This is a genomic window from Helicobacter pylori (genome assembly GCF_001653455.1).
GTDB classification, from domain to species: domain Bacteria; phylum Campylobacterota; class Campylobacteria; order Campylobacterales; family Helicobacteraceae; genus Helicobacter; species Helicobacter pylori_A.
On the sequence record NZ_CP011486.1, the window covers coordinates 604,428 to 622,191 of the forward strand.

The following is a 17,764-nucleotide window of genomic DNA, read 5'->3' on the forward strand; positions in this document are numbered from 1 at the left end:
TTCTCTTAAGGAGTGGTCATGTTCTATGATGAAAAAAAGACCTATCAAAAGATTGAAGAACGCCTTGAAATAGTCAGCTCGTTTAACGCTCATAACGAGCATAAAAACTTGCAAGATGAGTTTAAGGGTGCGGGTATTTCTAGGCGCGATTTATTGAAGTGGGCGGGCATGATGAGCGCGACTTTAGCTTTGCCGGCTAGTTTCGCTCCCTTGACTTTAAAAGCGGTGGAAGTGGCGAACAGGTTGCCTGTGATTTGGTTGCACATGGCAGAATGCACCGGCTGTAGCGAAAGCTTGTTAAGGAGTGCGGATCCCACTATTGATAGCATCATTTTTGATTATATCAACTTAGAATACCACGAGACCATCATGGTAGGGAGCGGTTTTCAAGCTGAAAAAAGCTTGCATGACGCCATAGAAAAGCATAAAAACAATTACATTTTAATGGTAGAAGGCGGTATCCCGCAAGGCACTGAATACTTCCTCACTCAAGGCCCAAACGCTGAAACGGGGGCTGAAGAATGCAGAAAAGCCGCTAAATACGCAGCCGCTATTTTTGCCATAGGCACATGCTCAAGCTTTGGGGGCGTGCAAGCGGCTTACCCTAACCCTTCTAACGCGCAACCCTTACACAAAATCATTGATAAACCCGTGATCAATGTACCCGGTTGTCCGCCCAGTGAAAAAAATATCGTGGGGAATGTGCTTTATTACTTGATGTTTGGGGCTCTCCCTAAACTGGATGCGTATAACCGCCCCTCTTGGGCTTATGGGAACAGGATTCATGATTTGTGCGAAAGGAGAGGGCATTTTGATGCGGGCGAATTTGTAGAACATTTTGGCGATGAAAACGCTAAAAGGGGCTTTTGTTTGTATAAAATGGGCTGTAAAGGGCCTTACACTTTCAACAATTGCTCCAAACTCCGCTTCAACTCGCACACTTCTTGGCCCATAGGTGCAGGGCATGGGTGCATAGGGTGTTCTGAGCCTAATTTTTGGGATACGATGAGCCCTTTTGAAGAGCCTTTAGCGAACCGCTCCATTAAAACCGCCTTTGATGGCTTAGGGGCTGATAAAGTGGCCGATAAAGTCGGCACGACTTTATTAAGCGCGACCGCTATTGGGATCGCTGCGCATGCGCTCCTTTCTAAAGCGATCAAAAATAAAGAGCAATAAGGGATTAAGATGTCAAAAAAAATAGTAGTTGATCCAATCACTAGGATTGAGGGGCATTTAAGGATTGAAGTGATCGTAGATGATGATAATGTGATCACCGATGCGTTTTCTTCCTCTACGCTTTTTAGGGGGCTAGAGACGATCATTAAGGGCAGAGACCCACGAGATGCGGGCTTTATCGCTCAAAGGATTTGCGGGGTATGCACTTATTCGCATTACAAAGCCGGTGTTACTGCGGTAGAAAACGCTCTAGGCATCACTCCTCCATTAAACGCGCAATTGGTGCGATCCTTGATGAACATGGCACTGCTTTTTCACGATCATGTGGTGCATTTCTATACTTTGCATGGGCTTGATTGGTGCGATATTATGAGCGCTTTAAAAGCAGACCCTATTGAAGCTTCAAAACTTTCTTTCAAATACAGCCCTTATCCTATCAATACCGGTGCAGGCGAATTGAAAGCGGTTCAAAAACGCTTGAGTGATTTCGCTAAAAGCGGATCTTTAGGGCCTTTTAGTAATGGCTACTATGGGCATAAAACCTATCGTTTAAGCCCAGAGCAAAATTTAATCGTCTTAAGCCACTACCTCAAGCTTTTAGAAATCCAAAGGGAAGCGGCGAAAATGACCGCTATTTTTGGAGCCAAACAGCCTCATCCGCAAAGCCTAACTGTAGGGGGTGTTACGAGCGTGATGGATATATTAGATCCGACGAGATTGGCGGAATGGAAGAGCAAGTTTGAAGTGGTGGCCAATTTCATCAACCATGCTTACTACCCTGATTTGGTGATGGCAGGCGAAATGTTCGCTAACGAGCAATCTGTCATTAAAGGCTGCGGCTTAAAGAACTTTATCGCTTATGAAGAAGTGTTGCTCGGGAAGGATAAATACCTTTTGAGTAGTGGGGTGGTGCTTGATGGGGATATTTCTAAATTACACCCCATTGATGAGAGTTTGATTAAAGAAGAGGTTACGCATTCTTGGTATCAATATGAATACACTAAAGAAGTGCAACTCCACCCTTATGACGGGCAAACCAATCCGCATTATACCGGTTTTAAAGACGGCGAGAGCGTGGGGATTGAAAATAAAATAATCCCTACTAAAGTGTTAGACACTAAGGATAAATATTCTTGGATCAAATCGCCCAGGTATAATAGTAAGCCCATGGAGGTAGGCCCTTTAAGTTCTGTCGTGGTGGGTTTAGCGGCTAAAAACCCTTACGTTACTGAAGTGGCTACTAAGTTTTTAAAAGACACTAGATTGCCTTTAGAGGCGTTGTTTTCAACGCTTGGGCGAACGGCAGCAAGGTGTATTGAAGCCAAGACGATTGCTGATAATGGCCTTTTAGCGTTTGATGCGTTAGTGGAAAATCTAAAGAGCGATCAAAGCACTTGCGCTCCTTATCACATTGATAAAAACAAAGAATATAAAGGGCGCTACATTGGTCAAGTGCCAAGGGGCATGCTAAGCCATTGGGTGCGTATTAAAAACGGCGTGGTAGAAAATTATCAAGCGGTCGTGCCTTCTACTTGGAATGCTGGGCCTAGAGACTCTCAAGGCCAAAGGGGGGCTTATGAAATGAGCTTGATTGGCACTAAAATCTCTGATTTAACCCAGCCCTTAGAAATCATTAGAACCATCCATTCTTTTGATCCATGCATCGCATGTTCAGTGCATGTGATGGATTTTAAAGGGCAGTCTTTAAACGAGTTTAAAGTAGAGCCTAATTTCGCTAAATTCTAAAAAGGATACGCATGGATAAAAAGGTCGTTTTACACAAAGAGTATTCAGGTTTTGTGCGCTTTTTCCATTGGGTTAGGGCTTTGAGTATTTTTGCTTTAATCGCTACGGGGTTTTACATCGCTTACCCTTTTTTGCAACCTGGATCTAGCTTTTATAAAGAAATGTATTTTTTACAAGCCTATATCCGCTCTTTTCATGTCATGTTTGGGTTTTTACTCATTAGTGCATTAATCTTTAGAACCTATCTTTTTTTCACTAAAGAAAGTTTAGTGGAACGCAAAAGTTTTAGCCAACTTTTAAGCCCAAAAGCATGGATAGATCAAATGAAAGCGTATTTTCTTATCAGCGGCAAACCCAACACTAAAGGGGCGTATAACCCTATCCAACTCGTGGCTTATTTCACTTTGGTTGTTTTAATCGTATTGATGAGTTTGAGTGGGGTGGTGCTTTATTATAATGTCTATCACGCTGGGCTTGGGGCGTTTTTAGGAAGCGCTTTTAAATGGTTTGAGGCGCTTTGTGGGGGGTTAGCGAATGTGCGTTTTATCCACCATTTAGCGACTTGGGGGTTTATTTTATTTGTCCCCGTGCATGTTTATATGGTGTTTTTCCATTCTATCCGGTATGATAGTTCAGGGGCGGATTCTATGATTAATGGCTATGGTTATACCAAAGAATGAGTCAAACAATCTTAATTCTAGGCATTGGCAATATCCTTTTTGGCGATGAAGGGATTGGGGTGCATCTAGCCCACTATCTCAAGAGGAATTTTTCTTTTTTCCCTAGCGTGGATATTGTAGATGGGGGGACTATGGCTCAGCAACTCATTCCTTTAATCACTTCGTATGAAAAGGTTTTGATTTTGGATTGCGTGAGCGCTAAAGGCGTTGAAATTGGATCAGTTTATGCTTTTGATTTTAAGGACGCTCCTAAAGAAATCACATGGGCTGGGAGCGCGCATGAAGTGGAAATGCTGCACACTTTAAGGCTCACGGAGTTTTTAGGGGATTTGCCTAAGACTTTTATTGTGGGGCTTGTGCCTTTTGTGATAGGGAGCGAGACCACTTTTAAGCTTTCACGAGAGGTTTTAAACGCTTTAGAGACAGCCTTACAAGCCATAGAAACCCAACTCAACGCGTGGGGAGTGAGCATGCAACGCACCAATAATATTGCCCTAGATTGTATCGCTGAACTTTCTTACAAGGGTTTTTGAATTGGCGTTTGTTTTTCTTTTTAAATGCGTTGATGAAAAGACAAACTTGATTTTTACGCCCCTTTTAGAGCAAATGGCGCTCCATTTACAAGTGCATTTTTATAGCGTTTATAGGGATAAAATAACTTCTTTTTACCTCCAAGCGAGCGCTGAGATTACTTTAGAGTTCGCGCAAAAACTCAGCGTTGTTTTACCCTTTTCTTTAGATTTTAGCTTTTTGTCTTTAAATGAAGTAACAGAGCCTTTAGATGAAAATCTTTTCCAAACAACAAGCCTTTCAAAACCCCTTTTTATGAACGCTAAAGAGAATCAAGATTTTTTGGATAAAAATGCATCTTTTTATGCCAACACTTCAGGTTTTGTTACCAACATGACTTTTAAGGGGGAAGCAATCCATAGCCCTAAAGAGCTTATAGATTGTTTAACGCAATTAAAAGAGACGCTCAAAACGCAAGATTTTATCCCTATTTTCACTTCTAGGGGGGCGTTATCCCTTTCTTTAAACAAGCCCTCTCAAAGCGTTATTTTTAGCGCTCTTTCTAGCGTTTTAACCTGCACTAAATTGCTTTTAGAAGACGCTAAATATTTGGCCAGTTTGGAAAAACCCTCTATCAAAGCCCCATTAAAAAGCGTGTTTAAGGACACTTTTAAAAACGATGAAGTCATAGCCCAACTGCCCTACGACCCCATATTAAATTTATTGTGCCACATTTTACAAGATGAGGGGATAGAATTTGTTTTTGCACATGAAAATAATTTTTGTGAAAATAATTCTTATGAAGCGATTTTAAATTATGAAACGCTTTTTAAAACCCCTAAGCGCTTGATTGTGCCGACTAAAAAATTCGCGCTAGAAAACCATCTCGCTCCCATTCCTTTTAAAGATGAGCTAGAGTTTTTAAGCACAACGCCGCATTCTATTATCGTGTATCTTAGTTTCAAACACCCTACAAGACTACTATTGCATGCTAATGGCTCTTTAAAAACGCTTTTAAACACTAGGTTTGATTTCAATGAAACGTTTGATCTCCTCAAACAAGATGAAAAAGCCTCTAGAATGCTAAAAAACTACGAGGCCAAATTCCCTGATTTTTACGCACGCTTTTTAGAGCTTTCTAAACACCAGCTAGGGGGGGCGAATTTATTGGATTTTTTTCACATTTTGGGGTTTGTTTTGGGTTATAGCGAGGATTTTTGCACGCAGAGCGTTATTTCTTTGGCGAAAGAGTGCTTACGCCCTAAAGGCCCTAGGATTGATTATAAAATCCTTAAAGACGATTCTTTGAAAATGGCTTTAAACTTTTCAAAAATCATGCACAGTGCGATGAGTTTCAGGCTCGCAGGCGTGGAAAATGAAATTTTGAGTTTGGGGATTTTGGATTCTTTAGCGGAATTTTTAGGGAATTTTATTTGGGATAATGCACAAAATTTCAGTGTCCAAGAAGTAACTATTGTGGGGGATTTTTTTGGCGAAAAAGTGTTTTTGGATTTGTTTGTGCAATATTTCCCCAAAACCCTAACCCTTAAAGTGCATGCGTTTTTGGATTACGAATAAGGGGCTTAAAAGCGGATATGCATCATCAATCCGCCATCCATGTATTGGGTTTTTTTGCTTTTAGTCCTTTCAAAATAAGGCCCAAAAGACAGGGCTTTATTGAAATTCACAATCGGCATGCTCACCCCTTCGGCGATATTGTTTTTAGCGAGTTGTTTGTAAAACTTTTTGTCGCTTTTTTTATGGCTTTTAAGGTTAGGGCTTTTTTCTAAATCCACGCCTTTTAATCCGCTATTTTTAGTGAAATCATAAAGCTTTTTGTCGTTTTTAGCCTCGGTTTCTGAGCCATGGTTTTTATGGAGTTTGTAAAATTTTTTACCGCTCTTTTTTTCGCTTTTAGTTTCGGTTTCTAAATCCGCTGCGAACGCGCTACTATACGCCACAAACGATACAAGAAATAAATTTCTAACTATACGCATAAGATCTCCTCTTATATAGCCTTTCTTTATCACACTACCATAGCATGTTAGAATAAACTAATCAATAAAAAGCGTAAGGGAAGTATCCCGGTGCTCCATACCCATAAGGCCCATAAGGCATAAGACCCGATCCATAAGGCATGAAACCATAGGGCATGTAATAATAAGGCATGTAATAGCCTCCATACATCCCGTTTTGCATGGGTGAATTGAGGTTGTCTATGGAATTGTAAAAGCCGTTTAAAGAGCCATAGGCACTATAATTACTGAAACGATTAACTAAAGGCGTGGTGTGTGCATCAATAGTGGCGTTTTCTTGCTGGATGGCGTTTTCTTCTCTGGCGACTTCTTGAGCTTTGGTTTCTTTAGGGTCTTTGACTATCACTTCTTCTATAGGCACATTCGCCCCACAAGCGCATAACAGATAGGCTAAAAAGCCGGTGTTTAAAAAAAGAATGGTTTTAGAAAAATGAGCGGATTGGTTGGGTAAAAAAGTTTTATTGTTTTGATGCATGGGTTTTCCTAAATTTTAAAATAACTAAAGATTAACATGTTTTTGATTTAATGTTGGTTAAGCGGTGGTTTTTAGGGTTATTTCATTTTAACTTTGTTTTTCATTAAAACCCCATACTAAAATCTTATTTTATGATAAAATACCTAGCAATAATATCAAATCTTAAACCAAAGAAAAACCATGAAAAAAGCCCTCTTACTAACTCTCTCTCTCTCTCGTTTTGGCTCCACGCTGAAAGGAACGGATTTTATTTAGGTTTAAATTTTGCAGAAGGAAGCTATATTCAAGGACAAGGTAGCATCGGCGAAAAAGCTTCAGCAGAAAACGCCTTAAATCAAGCGATCAATAACGCAAAAATTTCAGCATTCCCCGAACAAAGTGCAAAAGCCATAAGAGATGCACAAAACGCTTTAAACAAAGTGAAAGATTCAAAAAAAATCGCTAACCGATTCGCAGGAAATGGTGGGTCTGGCGGTATTTTCAATGAACTCAGCTTGGGGTATAAATATTTTTTTGGGTAAAAAAAGGATTATAGGGTTTAGGCACTCTCTTTTTTTCGGTTACCAACTTGGTGGCGTTGGTTCTGTTCCTGGCAGCGGTTTAATAGCTTTTTTACCCTATGGTTTCAATACGGATTTGCTCATTAATTGGACCAACGACAAGCGGGAATCCCAAAAATCCGTTGAACGGAGAATAAAAGCGAGCGCTATATTTTATAAAGATATGACCGGCAGAACGCTAGACGCTGATACATTAAAAAGAGCGTCAAGACACATATCCAGAAAATCTTCAGGGCTTGTGATTGGCATGGATATAGGGGCTAGTACTTGGTTTGCAAGCAACAATCTCACCCCTTTTAATCAAGTCAAGAGCCGCACGATTTTTCAGTTACAAGGGAAATTTGGCGTTCGTTGGAGTAGTGATGAATACGATATTGATCGGTTATGGTAATGAAACATATCTTGGAGGTTCTAGCGTTGAATTAGGAGTTAAAGTGCCAGCGTTTAAAGTCAATTACTATAGCGATAATTATGGGGATAAATTAGATTATAAAAGGGTGGTGAGCGTTTATCTTAATTATGCATATACCTTTAAAGGGCGTTAAAACACGCTTTTTAAACGCTCTTTGATTGTTTGTCTTAAAAATGTTTTACAACTTGGCTTGAAACTCTTCAAAGCCTTTTTTCCTCAATTGGCATGCCGGGCATTTATCGCAGCCATAGCCATAAGCATGCAAAATCTTTCGCTCTCCTTGATAGCAGGTGTGCGTTTCTTTGATGATCAAATCTAAAACCCCTAAATCTTTAGCCATTTGAAATTCTTGCGCTTTACTTAAAAACATTAAAGGCGTTACAATCTTAATCGCCGTGTTTGAGCCTAAATTTAGGGCATGCTCAATGCTTTTAATAAAATCTTCTTTACAATCCGGATAGCCGCTAAAATCCGCTTGTGAAACCCCTAAAGCGATGTTACTAGCCCCTAGTTTTTGCGCGTAAGAATGCAAAAGGGTGATAAAAATGGCGTTACGATTAGGCACAAAAGAGTTGGGTAAATCTTTATTTTGCGCATGCGAATGCCCCATTAAATCGTTAGAGTTTTTAAAAAGCGCGGAGTGGGTGATATTTTCTAAAAAATCTAATGGGATGATTTCATAGGGGAGTTGTAAAAGAGAAGCGATTTTTTGAGCGCATTCTAATTCCACGGAGTGTTTTTGCGCATAATCAAACCCCACTAAACAGACTTTTTTAAAACGCTTTTTCGCCCATACGGCTAAAGTGGTGCTGTCTTGCCCCCCGCTAAAACTGATCACGCAAATTTCTTGTCCCATCAAAATTCCTTAAAATTCTAAAAAGATATAATAACACAAAGAAATTAAGAGTGAAAAGCGTGTTTGAGTTAGAAGAAGAATTAAAAGAATTGTTTGACATTTATGAAAAATCTTGTCATGAGCTTTACTTGGTGGGGGGATGCGTGCGCGATTGTTTGATGGGTGTTACCCCTAAAGATTACGATTTGACCTCAAACGCTTTAGTGAGTGAAAGTAAAGAGCTTCTTTTAAAACACCATTTTAGGGTGCTAGAAACCGGTATCAAACATGGCACGATCACGGCCCTTAAAAACCATCAAAGCTATGAAATCACAACTTTTAGGGTTGAAAAAGGGCATATCAAACACCGAAAGCCTAAAGAATTGGTTTTTAGCGCGCGTTTAACAGACGATTTAAAACGGCGCGATTTTAGCATGAATGCTATCGCTTATAGCCCTACAAAAGGCTTGATCGATCCTTTTAAGGGGCAAAATGCGATTAAAAATCAATTGATTGCATGCGTGGGGGATGTGCGATTAAGGTTTTTTGAAGACGCTTTAAGGATTTTAAGAGCGTTACGATTTAGCGCGACTTTAGGGTTTAAGATAGAGATAAACACCAAAAAAGCGGTTTTTGCATATAAGGATTTGTTAAAACACCTTTCTAAAGAGCGCTTGCAAAGCGAATTAAATAAGCTTCTTATGGGGAAAAACGCCCATGAAGTCATTAAAGAGTATCAAGAAATTTTAGAGTTGGTTATTCAAGAAAAAATAAAAGAAGTAGAGTTTTTAAAAAACGCTCCCTTTAATTTGGAATTAAGATTATTAGGGTTTTTTAAATATCCAAAAAGTTTAGAAAATTTACGATACCCTAAAAAAATAATCGTTTTATTCGCTAAAGCCAAAGAATGCCATCAAGCTTTTTTGAATACCCATAACAAAACAGAATTAAAATTTTTATTAAAAAACTATGATTTAGAGCCTTTTAATTTGGCTTTAGATTTTTATGCGCTAGAAAACCCTAAACACGCCTTAAAAATCAAAGGCTTATTCAAAGAAATTTTCAACGCTAACGAGCCTTTTAAAAAAGAACATTTAGCCCTTAAGGGCGGCACGCTTCAAAGCTTGGGTTACCAGCACCAAAAAATCGGCGAAATTTTAAACGCATGCTTGGATTTAGTCATCGTTAACCCTAAACACAATTCTTTAGAGTTTTTGATTGAGTGGGTTAAAGATAGGTATTTACCTAATGATGCTATAAACCTTTCGCCAATAGGGCAAAAAAATAAAAATTAAAAATGGAGAAAAACATGACCACCATGAATGCGATTCAATGGCCTGAGAAATGGACACCAGGAGAGACTGATAATTTCGTGTCTAATGAAGTTATCATCAAGGGTTTGGATTTTAAAAAAGTGGTGCAACATTTGAGAGATGCATCTTGTTGGGAAAAATATTACAAAAATTCAGGGAATATCCACATGTATAATCAAGATAACACCATTCTTACCGATAAGACTCGTTTTTGCTTTGAAACTTTTGGCTTTTTGGTGGAAGCAGAAGTGGAAGAATTTGAATTGAAAGATACCATACTGCGTTTGGCTTGGAGAGGTTGGAATGAAGCTAAAGGCGATGAGTATCTTGAAGTTTATCACGCATGGCTAGTTGAAAAACTAGATAATAATCGTGTGCGTATTTTAACGCAAGAAAGCCAATTGGGAGTCCCTGCTAAAGCTTTAGCGAAATCTGTGCCTAATGCGATGTTAAATGGCCATCAAGCTTGGTTAGATGGTTTGGTAGCGTATTCACGCTAGTTTAAGGAGAGTTAAATGAAAATTGGATGGATTGGACTTGGGGCCATGGGGATTCCTATGGCGGCTCGCTTGTGCGATGCAGGTTTAAAGGTATCGGTTTATAACCGCACAGAGAGCAAGGCAACGCCCTTAAAAGAAAAAGGCGTAGCGGTTTATACTAACCCTATAGATTTGGCCAGTGGGGTTGATCTTGTTTTTATCATGCTTTCGGATAAAACGGCGATTGATGCTGTTTTAGCACCAAAATTTTGGGAACAGATGTCTAAAAAAATCGTGGTGAATATGAGCACTATCGCTCCTTTAGAAAGCTTGGCTTTAGAAAAAACCGCTAAAGAGCATCAAGCAACTTACCTTGAAGCGCCCGTTTCGGGATCGGTTGGTGCGGCAAAAACCGGGGCTTTATTGGTTTTAGCAGCCGGTGAAGAAGAGGTTGTTTCTAAACTCAAACCTGTTTTTGCGCATTTGGGGAGTCAAACCTTTTATTTAGGAAAAATTGGTCAAGGGACAGGGGCTAAATTATCCATTAATAGCCTTTTAGCTCAAATGGGGGTTGCTTATTCAGAAGCTTTGCTATTAGCCAAACATTTAGGAGTTGATGCAGAGCAATTCTTGCAAGTTGTCAGCCAATCTGGCATGAATTCCCCTCTCTTTCAAGCTAAAAAAGGCATGTGGCTGCAAGATAACTATCCGGCCGCTTTTAGTTTGAAGCTCATGCTCAAAGACATTCGTTTAGCCAAAAATGAAGCAGGAGAGGCGATTAAGTTGCCATTTTTATTTCAAGCAGAAGAACTTTATTCTCAAGCAGAAAAATCCGGTTTAGGCGAAATGGATATGGCAGCCGTTTATCATTATTTAAAAAAAGGAGATCATTAAAATGGACAGAGAACAAGTGATTGCTTTACAGCACCAACGATTCGCTACAAAAAAATACGATCCTAACCGCCGTATTTCCCAAAAGGATTGGGAAGCGTTGGTTGAAGTGGGGAGGTTAGCCCCTTCTTCAGTCGGGCTTGAACCATGGAAAATGCTTTTATTGAAAAATGAACGCATGAAAGAAGATTTAAAACCCATGGCTTGGGGAGCGCTTTCTAGTTTAGAGGGAGCGAGTCATTTTGTCATTTATCTTGCACGAAAAGGCGTTACCTATGATAGCGATTATGTTAAAAAAGTGATGCATGAAGTTAAAAAAAGGGATTATGATTCTCATTCAAGGTTCGCTCAAATCATCAAAAATTTCCAAGAGAATGACATGAAACTCAATAGCGAACGATCCCTGTTTGATTGGGCCAGCAAGCAGACTTACATTCAAATGGCGAACATGATGATGGCAGCGGCCATGTTAGGGATTGATTCTTGCCCCATTGAAGGGTATGATCAAGAAAAAGTGGAGGCTTATTTAGAAGAAAAAGGCTACCTGAACACCGCAGAATTTGGGGTATCAGTAATGGCTAGTTTTGGTTATCGCAATCAAGAAATCACCCCTAAAACCCGTTGGAAGACAGAAGTTATTTATGAAGTGATTGAATAAAAAATGCTTTTAGCTTTTTGATAACCAATCATAAAGAGCTTGGCGTTAGCCAAGCGATAATCTCTTAAATAAAACTTATTCATGTTAAAAACAGAACTACCACAGCATGATTAAGTATTCTTTAGGTATAATCAAAAACTATTTTTTAATAAAGGGTTTTTATGCTTCGTTTTGCACCTTCGCCTACTGGGGATATGCACATAGGGAATTTAAGGGCAGCCATTTTTAACTACATTGTGGCCAAACAGCAACATAAACCCTTTCTCATTCGCATTGAAGACACGGATAAAGAACGCAACATTGAAGGCAAAGATCAAGAGATTTTAGAGATTTTAAAGCTTATGGGGATAAGCTGGGATAAACTTGTGTATCAAAGCCATAACATAGATTACCACAGAGGAATGGCAGAAAAATTGCTTAAGGAAAATAAAGCGTTTTATTGCTATGCGAGCGCGGAGTTTTTAGAGCAAGAAAAGGAAAAAGCCAAAAACGAAAAACGCCCTTTCAGGTATTTAGACGAGTGGGCGACTTTAGAAAAAGACAAGCATCATGATCCTGTGGTGCGTTTAAAAGCCCCAAATCATGCGGTTTCTTTTAATGATGCGATCAAAAAAGAAGTGAAATTTGAACCTTATGAATTGGATTCTTTTGTGCTTTTAAGAAAGGATAAAAGCCCGACTTATAATTTCGCCTGCGCATGCGATGACTTGCTTTATGAAATCAGTCTGATCATTAGGGGCGAAGATCATGTGAGTAACACCCCTAAACAGATTTTAATCCAACAAGCTTTAGGCTCAAACGATCCTATTATTTATGCGCATTTGCCCATTATTTTAGATGAAGCAAGCGGTAAAAAGATGAGCAAAAGAGACGAAGCCTCTAGCGTGAAATGGCTTTTAAACCAAGGGTTTTTGCCGGTTGCGATTGTGAATTACCTCATCACTATTGGCAATAAAGTGCCTAAAGAAGTTTTTAGCCTTGATGAAGCGATAGAATGGTTCAGTTTGGAAAACCTTTCTAATTCCCCAGCTCATTTTAATTTAAAATATTTAAAACACTTAAACCACCAGCATTTGAAGCGTTTAGACGATGAAAAATTATTAGAACTCGCTTCAATAAAAGATAAAAATCTTTTAGGGCTTTTAAGATTATTCATAGAAGAATGCGGCACGCTTTTAGAATTGAAAGAAAAAATTTCGTTGTTTTTAGAGCCAAAAGATATTGTTAAAACTTACGAAAACGAAGATTTCAAAGAGCGTTGTTTAGCGCTTTTTAACGCCCTAAAAAGCATGGATTTTCAAGCGTATAAGGATTTTGAAAGTTTTAAAAAAGAAGCCATGCGATTGAGCCAGCTTAAAGGTAAGGATTTTTTCAAACCTTTGCGCATTCTTTTAACCGGGAACTCGCATGGCGTTGAATTGCCGTTGATTTTCCCTTATATTCAAAGCCATTATCAAGAAATTTTAAGGCTAAAAGCATGATATTTTCCACTCTTCTCAATGCGATAGCCGTGATTTTAAGCTCGCTCATTACGATTTATATGTGGGTAGTGATCATTTATTCGCTCATCAGCTTTGTGCAGCCTAACCCGAATAACCCTGTTATGCAAATCCTCGCTCGCTTGTGTGAGCCGGTGTTTTATTTTTTACGCTCCAAATTCAAGCTGGTGTTTAACGGGTTGGATTTCGCTCCTTTAGTGGTGGTCATTGTTTTGAAGTTTTTAGATTTGACTTTAATCCAATGGCTTTTCATGCTCGCTAAAAGCTTCTAAAGAAAAGCATGCGTTTTTTTATTTTATTTTTTATGGGTATGCTTGGCATTGGTTTTTCTCAAACCGAATTGGATTTAAAAGATTTAGAGAAAAAGCCCGCCGGGATCGTTAGGGATTATTATTTGTGGCGTTATATCAGCGATAAAAAAACCAGTTTAGAAAACGCTAAAAAAGCCTATGAATTGACTCAAAATAAAAATAACGCCCTACAAAAAGCCATGCAAGAAAAAGGCTTAGACAATGCAGATAAAACCCCTGATGCCAAAATGCCTGAAGATATTTATTGCAAACAGATCGCTTTAGAAAGCATGCTAGAAGAGTTAGACGCTTTCCAAAATAGCTGTATCGCTATCGCTTTAAAATCAAAAATCAAGGATTTTGATAAAATCCCTATCCAAACCCTTAAGATCTTGCAAGCTAAAATCAAAGAGTCTTACCCCATTCTTTATGAAGAATTAGAAATTTTGCAAAGCAAGAATGTGAGCGCTTCTTTGTTTAAGGCTAACGCGCAAGTGTTTAGCGTGCTTTTTAACCATTTGAGTTATGAAAAAAAGCTCCAACTTTTTGAAGAGCATATTCCTATTAAGGAATTAAACCGCCTTTTAGATGAAAATTACCCAGCGTTTAACCGCTTGATTTATCAAGTGATTTTAGATCCCAAGTTGGATCATTTTAAAGACGCTCTAGCCAAAAGTAACGCCACCCATAGCAACGCGCAAACCTTTTTTATTTTAGGGATCAATGAAATTTTACGCAAAAAACTCTCTAAAGCGCTCAAATATTTTGAACGATCTGAAGAAGTTGTCAAAGACGATGATTTTTCAAAAAATAGAGCGATTTTTTGGCAATACCTGGTTTCTAAAAAGAAAAAAACTTTAGAGCGCCTTTCACAAAGCCCTGCCTTAAACCTCTATAGCCTTTATGCAAACCGCAAACTCAAAGCTACGCCCAATTACCGCATCATTTCGCATCTCCAAAATTTAAGCCAAGAAGACCCTCCCTTTAACACTTACGATCCTTTTTTATGGCAAATTTTTAAGGAAAAAACTTTGAGTTTGAAAGATGAAGGGGCGTTTAATACGATGTTAAAAAGCTTGTATTATGAAAAAAGCGCTCCTGAATTAACCTACCTTTTAAGCCAACGCAATAAAGACAATACTTATTATTACTTATCCCCTTATGAGGGCATTATTGAGTGGCAAAGCGTGGATGAAAAAGCGATGGCGTATGCGATCGCTAGGCAAGAAAGCTTTTTGCTCCCGGCTTTAATCTCTCGCTCCTTTGCTCTAGGGCTTATGCAAATCATGCCCTTTAATGTAGGGCCTTTCGCTAAAAGCCTTGGCATGGACAATATTGATCTAAACGACATGTTTAACCCCAATATCGCCCTTAAATTTGGCAATTATTATTTGAACCATTTGAAAAAAGAATTTAACCACCCCCTTTTTGTCGCCTACGCCTATAACGCTGGGCCTGGGTTTTTAAGGAGGTGGTTAGAAAGCTCCAAACGATTCAGAGAAAAAAATCATTTTGAGCCATGGCTTAGCATGGAGCTTATGCCTTATAGCGAGACTCGCATGTATGGCTTTAGGGTCATGCTCAATTACTTGATTTATCAAGAAATTTTTGGGAATTTTATTTTTGTTGATACATTTTTAGAACAAACTCTTACAAAGGACAAATAATGATTAAAAAATGCCTTTTTCCTGCCGCTGGCTATGGCACGCGCTTTTTGCCCATCACTAAAACCATCCCTAAAGAAATGCTGCCCATTGTGGATAAGCCCTTAATCCAATACGCCGTAGAAGAAGCGATGGAGGCTGGCTGTGAAGTGATGGCGATTGTTACAGGAAGAAACAAGCGCAGTTTAGAAGATTATTTTGACACAAGCTATGAAATAGAGCATCAAATCCAAGGCACCAACAAAGAAAACGCTTTAAAAAGCATTCGTAACATTATAGAAAAATGCTGTTTTTCCTATGTGCGCCAAAAACAAATGAAAGGCTTAGGGCATGCGATTTTAACCGGGGAAGCCCTTATAGGCAATGAGCCTTTTGCAGTGATTTTGGCCGATGATTTATGCATAAGCCACGATCACCCGAGCGTGCTAAAGCAAATGACTTCATTGTATCAAAAATACCAATGCTCTATCGTAGCCATTGAAGAAGTGGCGTTAGAAGAAGTTTCAAAATACGGCGTGATTAGGGGCGAATTGTTAGAAGAGGGGGTGTATGAGATTAAAGACATGGTAGAAAAACCAAGCCAAGAAGACGCTCCAAGCAATTTAGCCGTGATAGGGCGCTATATTTTGACCCCGGATATTTTTGAGATTTTAAGCGAAACAAAACCGGGTAAAAACAATGAAATCCAAATCACAGACGCCTTACTCACTCAGGCCAAAAGAAAACGCATCATCGCTTACCAATTCAAAGGCAAACGATACGATTGCGGGAGCGTGGAAGGCTATATTGAAGCGAGCAACGCTTATTATAAAAAACGCTTATAAACCTTATCAACATGGGCAATTTGACTTATTACGCTTTCATGTATTTGATTTTGTTTGCATGCTTATTCCCGGTGTTATTGGTGGGGCTTGTTTGGAGGCTTTCTCGCCCCCCTTTAAAGCAAGAAATGCCTAAAAGCATCTCTTTAGAAAGTTTGAGCGAACAAATCAAAAACCTTAAAAGCGAACCAGCCTTGCAAAAACTTAAAAATAGCTTTAATGAGCGTTTTAAGATTTGCCCTAAAGATAAAGAAACTCTGTGGCTAGAAACGATCCAAAATTTAGTTGCTTCAGAATTTTTTGAATTAGAAGACGCTATCAATTTTGGGCAAGAATTAGAAAACGCTAACCCTAATTACACGCAAAAAATCGCTAACGCTACCGGCTTAGCCCTTAAGAACAAAAAAGAAAAAGGATAGAATTGGACTTTTTAGAGATTGTGGGACAAATCCCTTTAAAAGGGGGGGTAGAAATTTCTGGGGCTAAAAATTCCGCGCTCCCCATTTTAGCCGCCACGCTTTTAAGCCAACAAGAAGTTACCATCAATGCTTTGCCCCAAGTGGTGGATATAAAGGCGATGGCGCTCTTATTGCAAAATTTAGGTGCAGAATTAAATTGGCTTAGTCCTAACACGCTTCAAGTCAGCGCTAAATCCTTGCACCACACCGAAGCCACTTACGATTTGGTGCGTAAAATGCGTGCTTCTATTTTGGTTTTAGGCCCGTTATTAGCGCGCTTTAAAGAATGTTTAGTGAGTTTGCCCGGTGGGTGCGCCATAGGAGCAAGGCCTGTGGATTTGCACTTAAAAGCGATGCAACAATTGGGAGCAGAAATCACAATCGAGCAAGGCTATATCCATGCAAAGGCCACAAAGGGCTTAAAAGGCAATGATATTTTATTTGATAAAATCAGCGTTACAGGCACAGAAAACGCCCTCATGGCAGCAAGTCTAGCTAAAGGGATAACGCGCATCATTAATGCGGCTAAAGAGCCAGAGATCACTCAATTGTGCGCGTTTTTGCAAAGCGGGGGCGTAGAAATTGAAGGCGTTGGGAGCAGCGAGTTAAAGATTAGAGGGGTAGAAGGCGATGCTTTGCATTTAAAAGACATTCAAATCATACCGGATAGGATTGAAGCAGGCACTTATTTGTGCGTGGGGGCTATCACTAACAGCCAGCTTAAAATTAATAACATTATCCCTAACCACCTCCAAGCGATCACGGATAAGCTCATAGAAATTGGTTTCTCGCTAGACATTCAAAAAAATTCCATAGAAATTTATCCGGCTAAAAAACGCCAAGCCTTTGAAATCACCACGAAAGAATACCCGGGCTTTCCCACGGATATGCAAGCGCAATTCATGGCGTTAGCCACGCAATGTTTGGGGACGAGCGTGATTGAAGAAACGCTTTTTGAAAACCGCTTCATGCATGCAAGCGAATTGCAACGATTAGGGGCTAACATTAGCCTAAAAACCAATGTGGCTACCATTCACGGATCCACAGAGCTTACCGGGAGCGATGTGATGGCAACCGATTTAAGGGCTTCTTCGGCTCTCATTTTAGCCGCTTTAGTGGCTAAAGGCATGAGTAGGGTGCATAGGATTTACCACTTAGATAGGGGTTATGAGAGATTAGAGGATAAAATCAACGCTTTAGGGGCAAAAGTGTTGCGTTTAAAAGAAAAATAACCCAAGATTTGGTTACAATAGCTAGAATG

Annotated in this window: 18 protein-coding genes and 1 pseudogene; 16 read left to right on the forward strand and 3 right to left on the reverse strand. The window is 39.4% G+C overall.

Annotation, left to right across the window (positions count from 1 at the left end; genetic code table 11):
* The first annotated feature begins 18 nt into the window (after nucleotides 1-18).
* Genes AA977_RS02845 through AA977_RS02865 form a run of 5 tightly spaced genes read left to right on the forward strand, consistent with a single transcriptional unit; the run spans nucleotide 19 to nucleotide 5,690 of the window.
* Nucleotides 19-1,176 carry a hydrogenase 1 small subunit gene (locus tag AA977_RS02845; protein ID WP_033771512.1) on the forward strand — a complete coding sequence of 386 codons (1,158 nt, stop codon included), beginning with the start codon at nucleotides 19-21 and terminating at the stop codon, nucleotides 1,174-1,176.
* Between the two features lie 9 nt (nucleotides 1,177-1,185).
* Nucleotides 1,186-2,922 (forward strand): nickel-dependent hydrogenase large subunit, encoded by a 1,737-nt coding sequence (locus tag AA977_RS02850; RefSeq protein ID WP_064434511.1) that lies wholly within the window; start codon nucleotides 1,186-1,188, stop codon nucleotides 2,920-2,922.
* 11 nt (nucleotides 2,923-2,933) lie between these two features.
* Complete coding sequence (gene cybH / locus AA977_RS02855) at nucleotides 2,934-3,602, forward strand: Ni/Fe-hydrogenase, b-type cytochrome subunit (protein ID WP_033745615.1); 669 nt, start codon at nucleotides 2,934-2,936, stop codon at nucleotides 3,600-3,602.
* Entirely contained in the window at nucleotides 3,599-4,135 is a 537-nt protein-coding gene (hydD, locus tag AA977_RS02860) for a hydrogenase biosynthesis protein HydD (protein ID WP_064434512.1), read from the forward strand. The genes cybH and hydD overlap by 4 nt, the downstream gene beginning before the upstream one ends.
* Nucleotide 4,136: 1 nt before the next feature.
* The gene (locus tag AA977_RS02865; RefSeq protein ID WP_064434513.1) at nucleotides 4,137-5,690 is read left to right on the forward strand and encodes a hypothetical protein; all 1,554 of its coding nucleotides are present in this window, start codon (nucleotides 4,137-4,139) and stop codon (nucleotides 5,688-5,690) included.
* A 5-nt stretch (nucleotides 5,691-5,695) separates the two neighbouring features.
* Here AA977_RS02865 and AA977_RS02870 read toward each other — a convergent pair whose 3' ends face one another.
* The gene (locus AA977_RS02870; protein WP_001223759.1) at nucleotides 5,696-6,109 is read right to left on the reverse strand and encodes a hypothetical protein; all 414 of its coding nucleotides are present in this window, start codon (nucleotides 6,107-6,109) and stop codon (nucleotides 5,696-5,698) included.
* A 61-nt stretch (nucleotides 6,110-6,170) separates the two neighbouring features.
* Nucleotides 6,171-6,623 (reverse strand): hypothetical protein, encoded by a 453-nt coding sequence (locus tag AA977_RS02875; RefSeq protein WP_064434514.1) that lies wholly within the window; start codon nucleotides 6,621-6,623, stop codon nucleotides 6,171-6,173.
* A gap of 180 nt (nucleotides 6,624-6,803) precedes the next feature.
* On the opposite strand from AA977_RS02875, the pseudogene AA977_RS02880 reads away from it, so the two are divergent.
* Nucleotides 6,804-7,728, forward strand: a pseudogene (locus AA977_RS02880) (outer membrane protein).
* A gap of 45 nt (nucleotides 7,729-7,773) precedes the next feature.
* Here the strand turns inward: AA977_RS02880 and queC are convergent.
* Complete coding sequence (queC, locus tag AA977_RS02885; RefSeq protein ID WP_064434515.1) at nucleotides 7,774-8,451, reverse strand: 7-cyano-7-deazaguanine synthase QueC; 678 nt, start codon at nucleotides 8,449-8,451, stop codon at nucleotides 7,774-7,776.
* A 59-nt stretch (nucleotides 8,452-8,510) separates the two neighbouring features.
* Here queC and AA977_RS02890 point away from each other — a divergent pair, with 59 nt between their 5' ends.
* The 10 genes from AA977_RS02890 (at nucleotide 8,511) to murA (ending at nucleotide 17,735) form a co-directional block, all read left to right on the forward strand.
* Nucleotides 8,511-9,725, forward strand: a complete 1,215-nt coding sequence (locus AA977_RS02890) for a CCA tRNA nucleotidyltransferase (protein ID WP_064435183.1) — start codon at nucleotides 8,511-8,513, stop codon at nucleotides 9,723-9,725.
* Between the two features lie 14 nt (nucleotides 9,726-9,739).
* Complete coding sequence (locus tag AA977_RS02895) at nucleotides 9,740-10,243, forward strand: SRPBCC family protein (RefSeq protein WP_064434516.1); 504 nt, start codon at nucleotides 9,740-9,742, stop codon at nucleotides 10,241-10,243.
* Nucleotides 10,244-10,258: 15 nt separating this feature from the next.
* Nucleotides 10,259-11,116 carry an NAD(P)-dependent oxidoreductase gene (locus AA977_RS02900; protein WP_064434517.1) on the forward strand — a complete coding sequence of 286 codons (858 nt, stop codon included), beginning with the start codon at nucleotides 10,259-10,261 and terminating at the stop codon, nucleotides 11,114-11,116.
* A 1-nt stretch (nucleotide 11,117) separates the two neighbouring features.
* Nucleotides 11,118-11,771, forward strand: coding sequence for an NAD(P)H-dependent flavin oxidoreductase FrxA (gene frxA, locus AA977_RS02905; RefSeq protein WP_064434518.1), 654 nt, complete (start codon nucleotides 11,118-11,120; stop codon nucleotides 11,769-11,771).
* Nucleotides 11,772-11,932: 161 nt separating this feature from the next.
* A complete protein-coding gene (gene gltX, locus AA977_RS02910) occupies nucleotides 11,933-13,252 on the forward strand; it encodes a glutamate--tRNA ligase (protein WP_064434519.1) in 1,320 nt (439 codons plus the stop codon).
* Nucleotides 13,249-13,542 (forward strand): YggT family protein, encoded by a 294-nt coding sequence (locus AA977_RS02915; protein WP_033618969.1) that lies wholly within the window; start codon nucleotides 13,249-13,251, stop codon nucleotides 13,540-13,542. The genes gltX and AA977_RS02915 overlap by 4 nt, the downstream gene beginning before the upstream one ends.
* A gap of 8 nt (nucleotides 13,543-13,550) precedes the next feature.
* Nucleotides 13,551-15,227 (forward strand): lytic transglycosylase domain-containing protein, encoded by a 1,677-nt coding sequence (locus AA977_RS02920; RefSeq protein ID WP_064434520.1) that lies wholly within the window; start codon nucleotides 13,551-13,553, stop codon nucleotides 15,225-15,227.
* Nucleotides 15,227-16,048, forward strand: a complete 822-nt coding sequence (galU, locus tag AA977_RS02925; RefSeq protein ID WP_000591476.1) for a UTP--glucose-1-phosphate uridylyltransferase GalU — start codon at nucleotides 15,227-15,229, stop codon at nucleotides 16,046-16,048. The genes AA977_RS02920 and galU overlap by 1 nt, the downstream gene beginning before the upstream one ends.
* 11 nt (nucleotides 16,049-16,059) lie before the next feature.
* Nucleotides 16,060-16,464 (forward strand): sensor histidine kinase, encoded by a 405-nt coding sequence (locus AA977_RS02930; protein ID WP_064434521.1) that lies wholly within the window; start codon nucleotides 16,060-16,062, stop codon nucleotides 16,462-16,464.
* A 2-nt stretch (nucleotides 16,465-16,466) separates the two neighbouring features.
* Nucleotides 16,467-17,735: a UDP-N-acetylglucosamine 1-carboxyvinyltransferase gene (murA, locus tag AA977_RS02935; RefSeq protein ID WP_064434522.1), complete on the forward strand. Its 1,269-nt coding sequence runs from the start codon at nucleotides 16,467-16,469 to the stop codon at nucleotides 17,733-17,735.
* The last annotated feature ends 29 nt before the right edge of the window (nucleotides 17,736-17,764 follow it).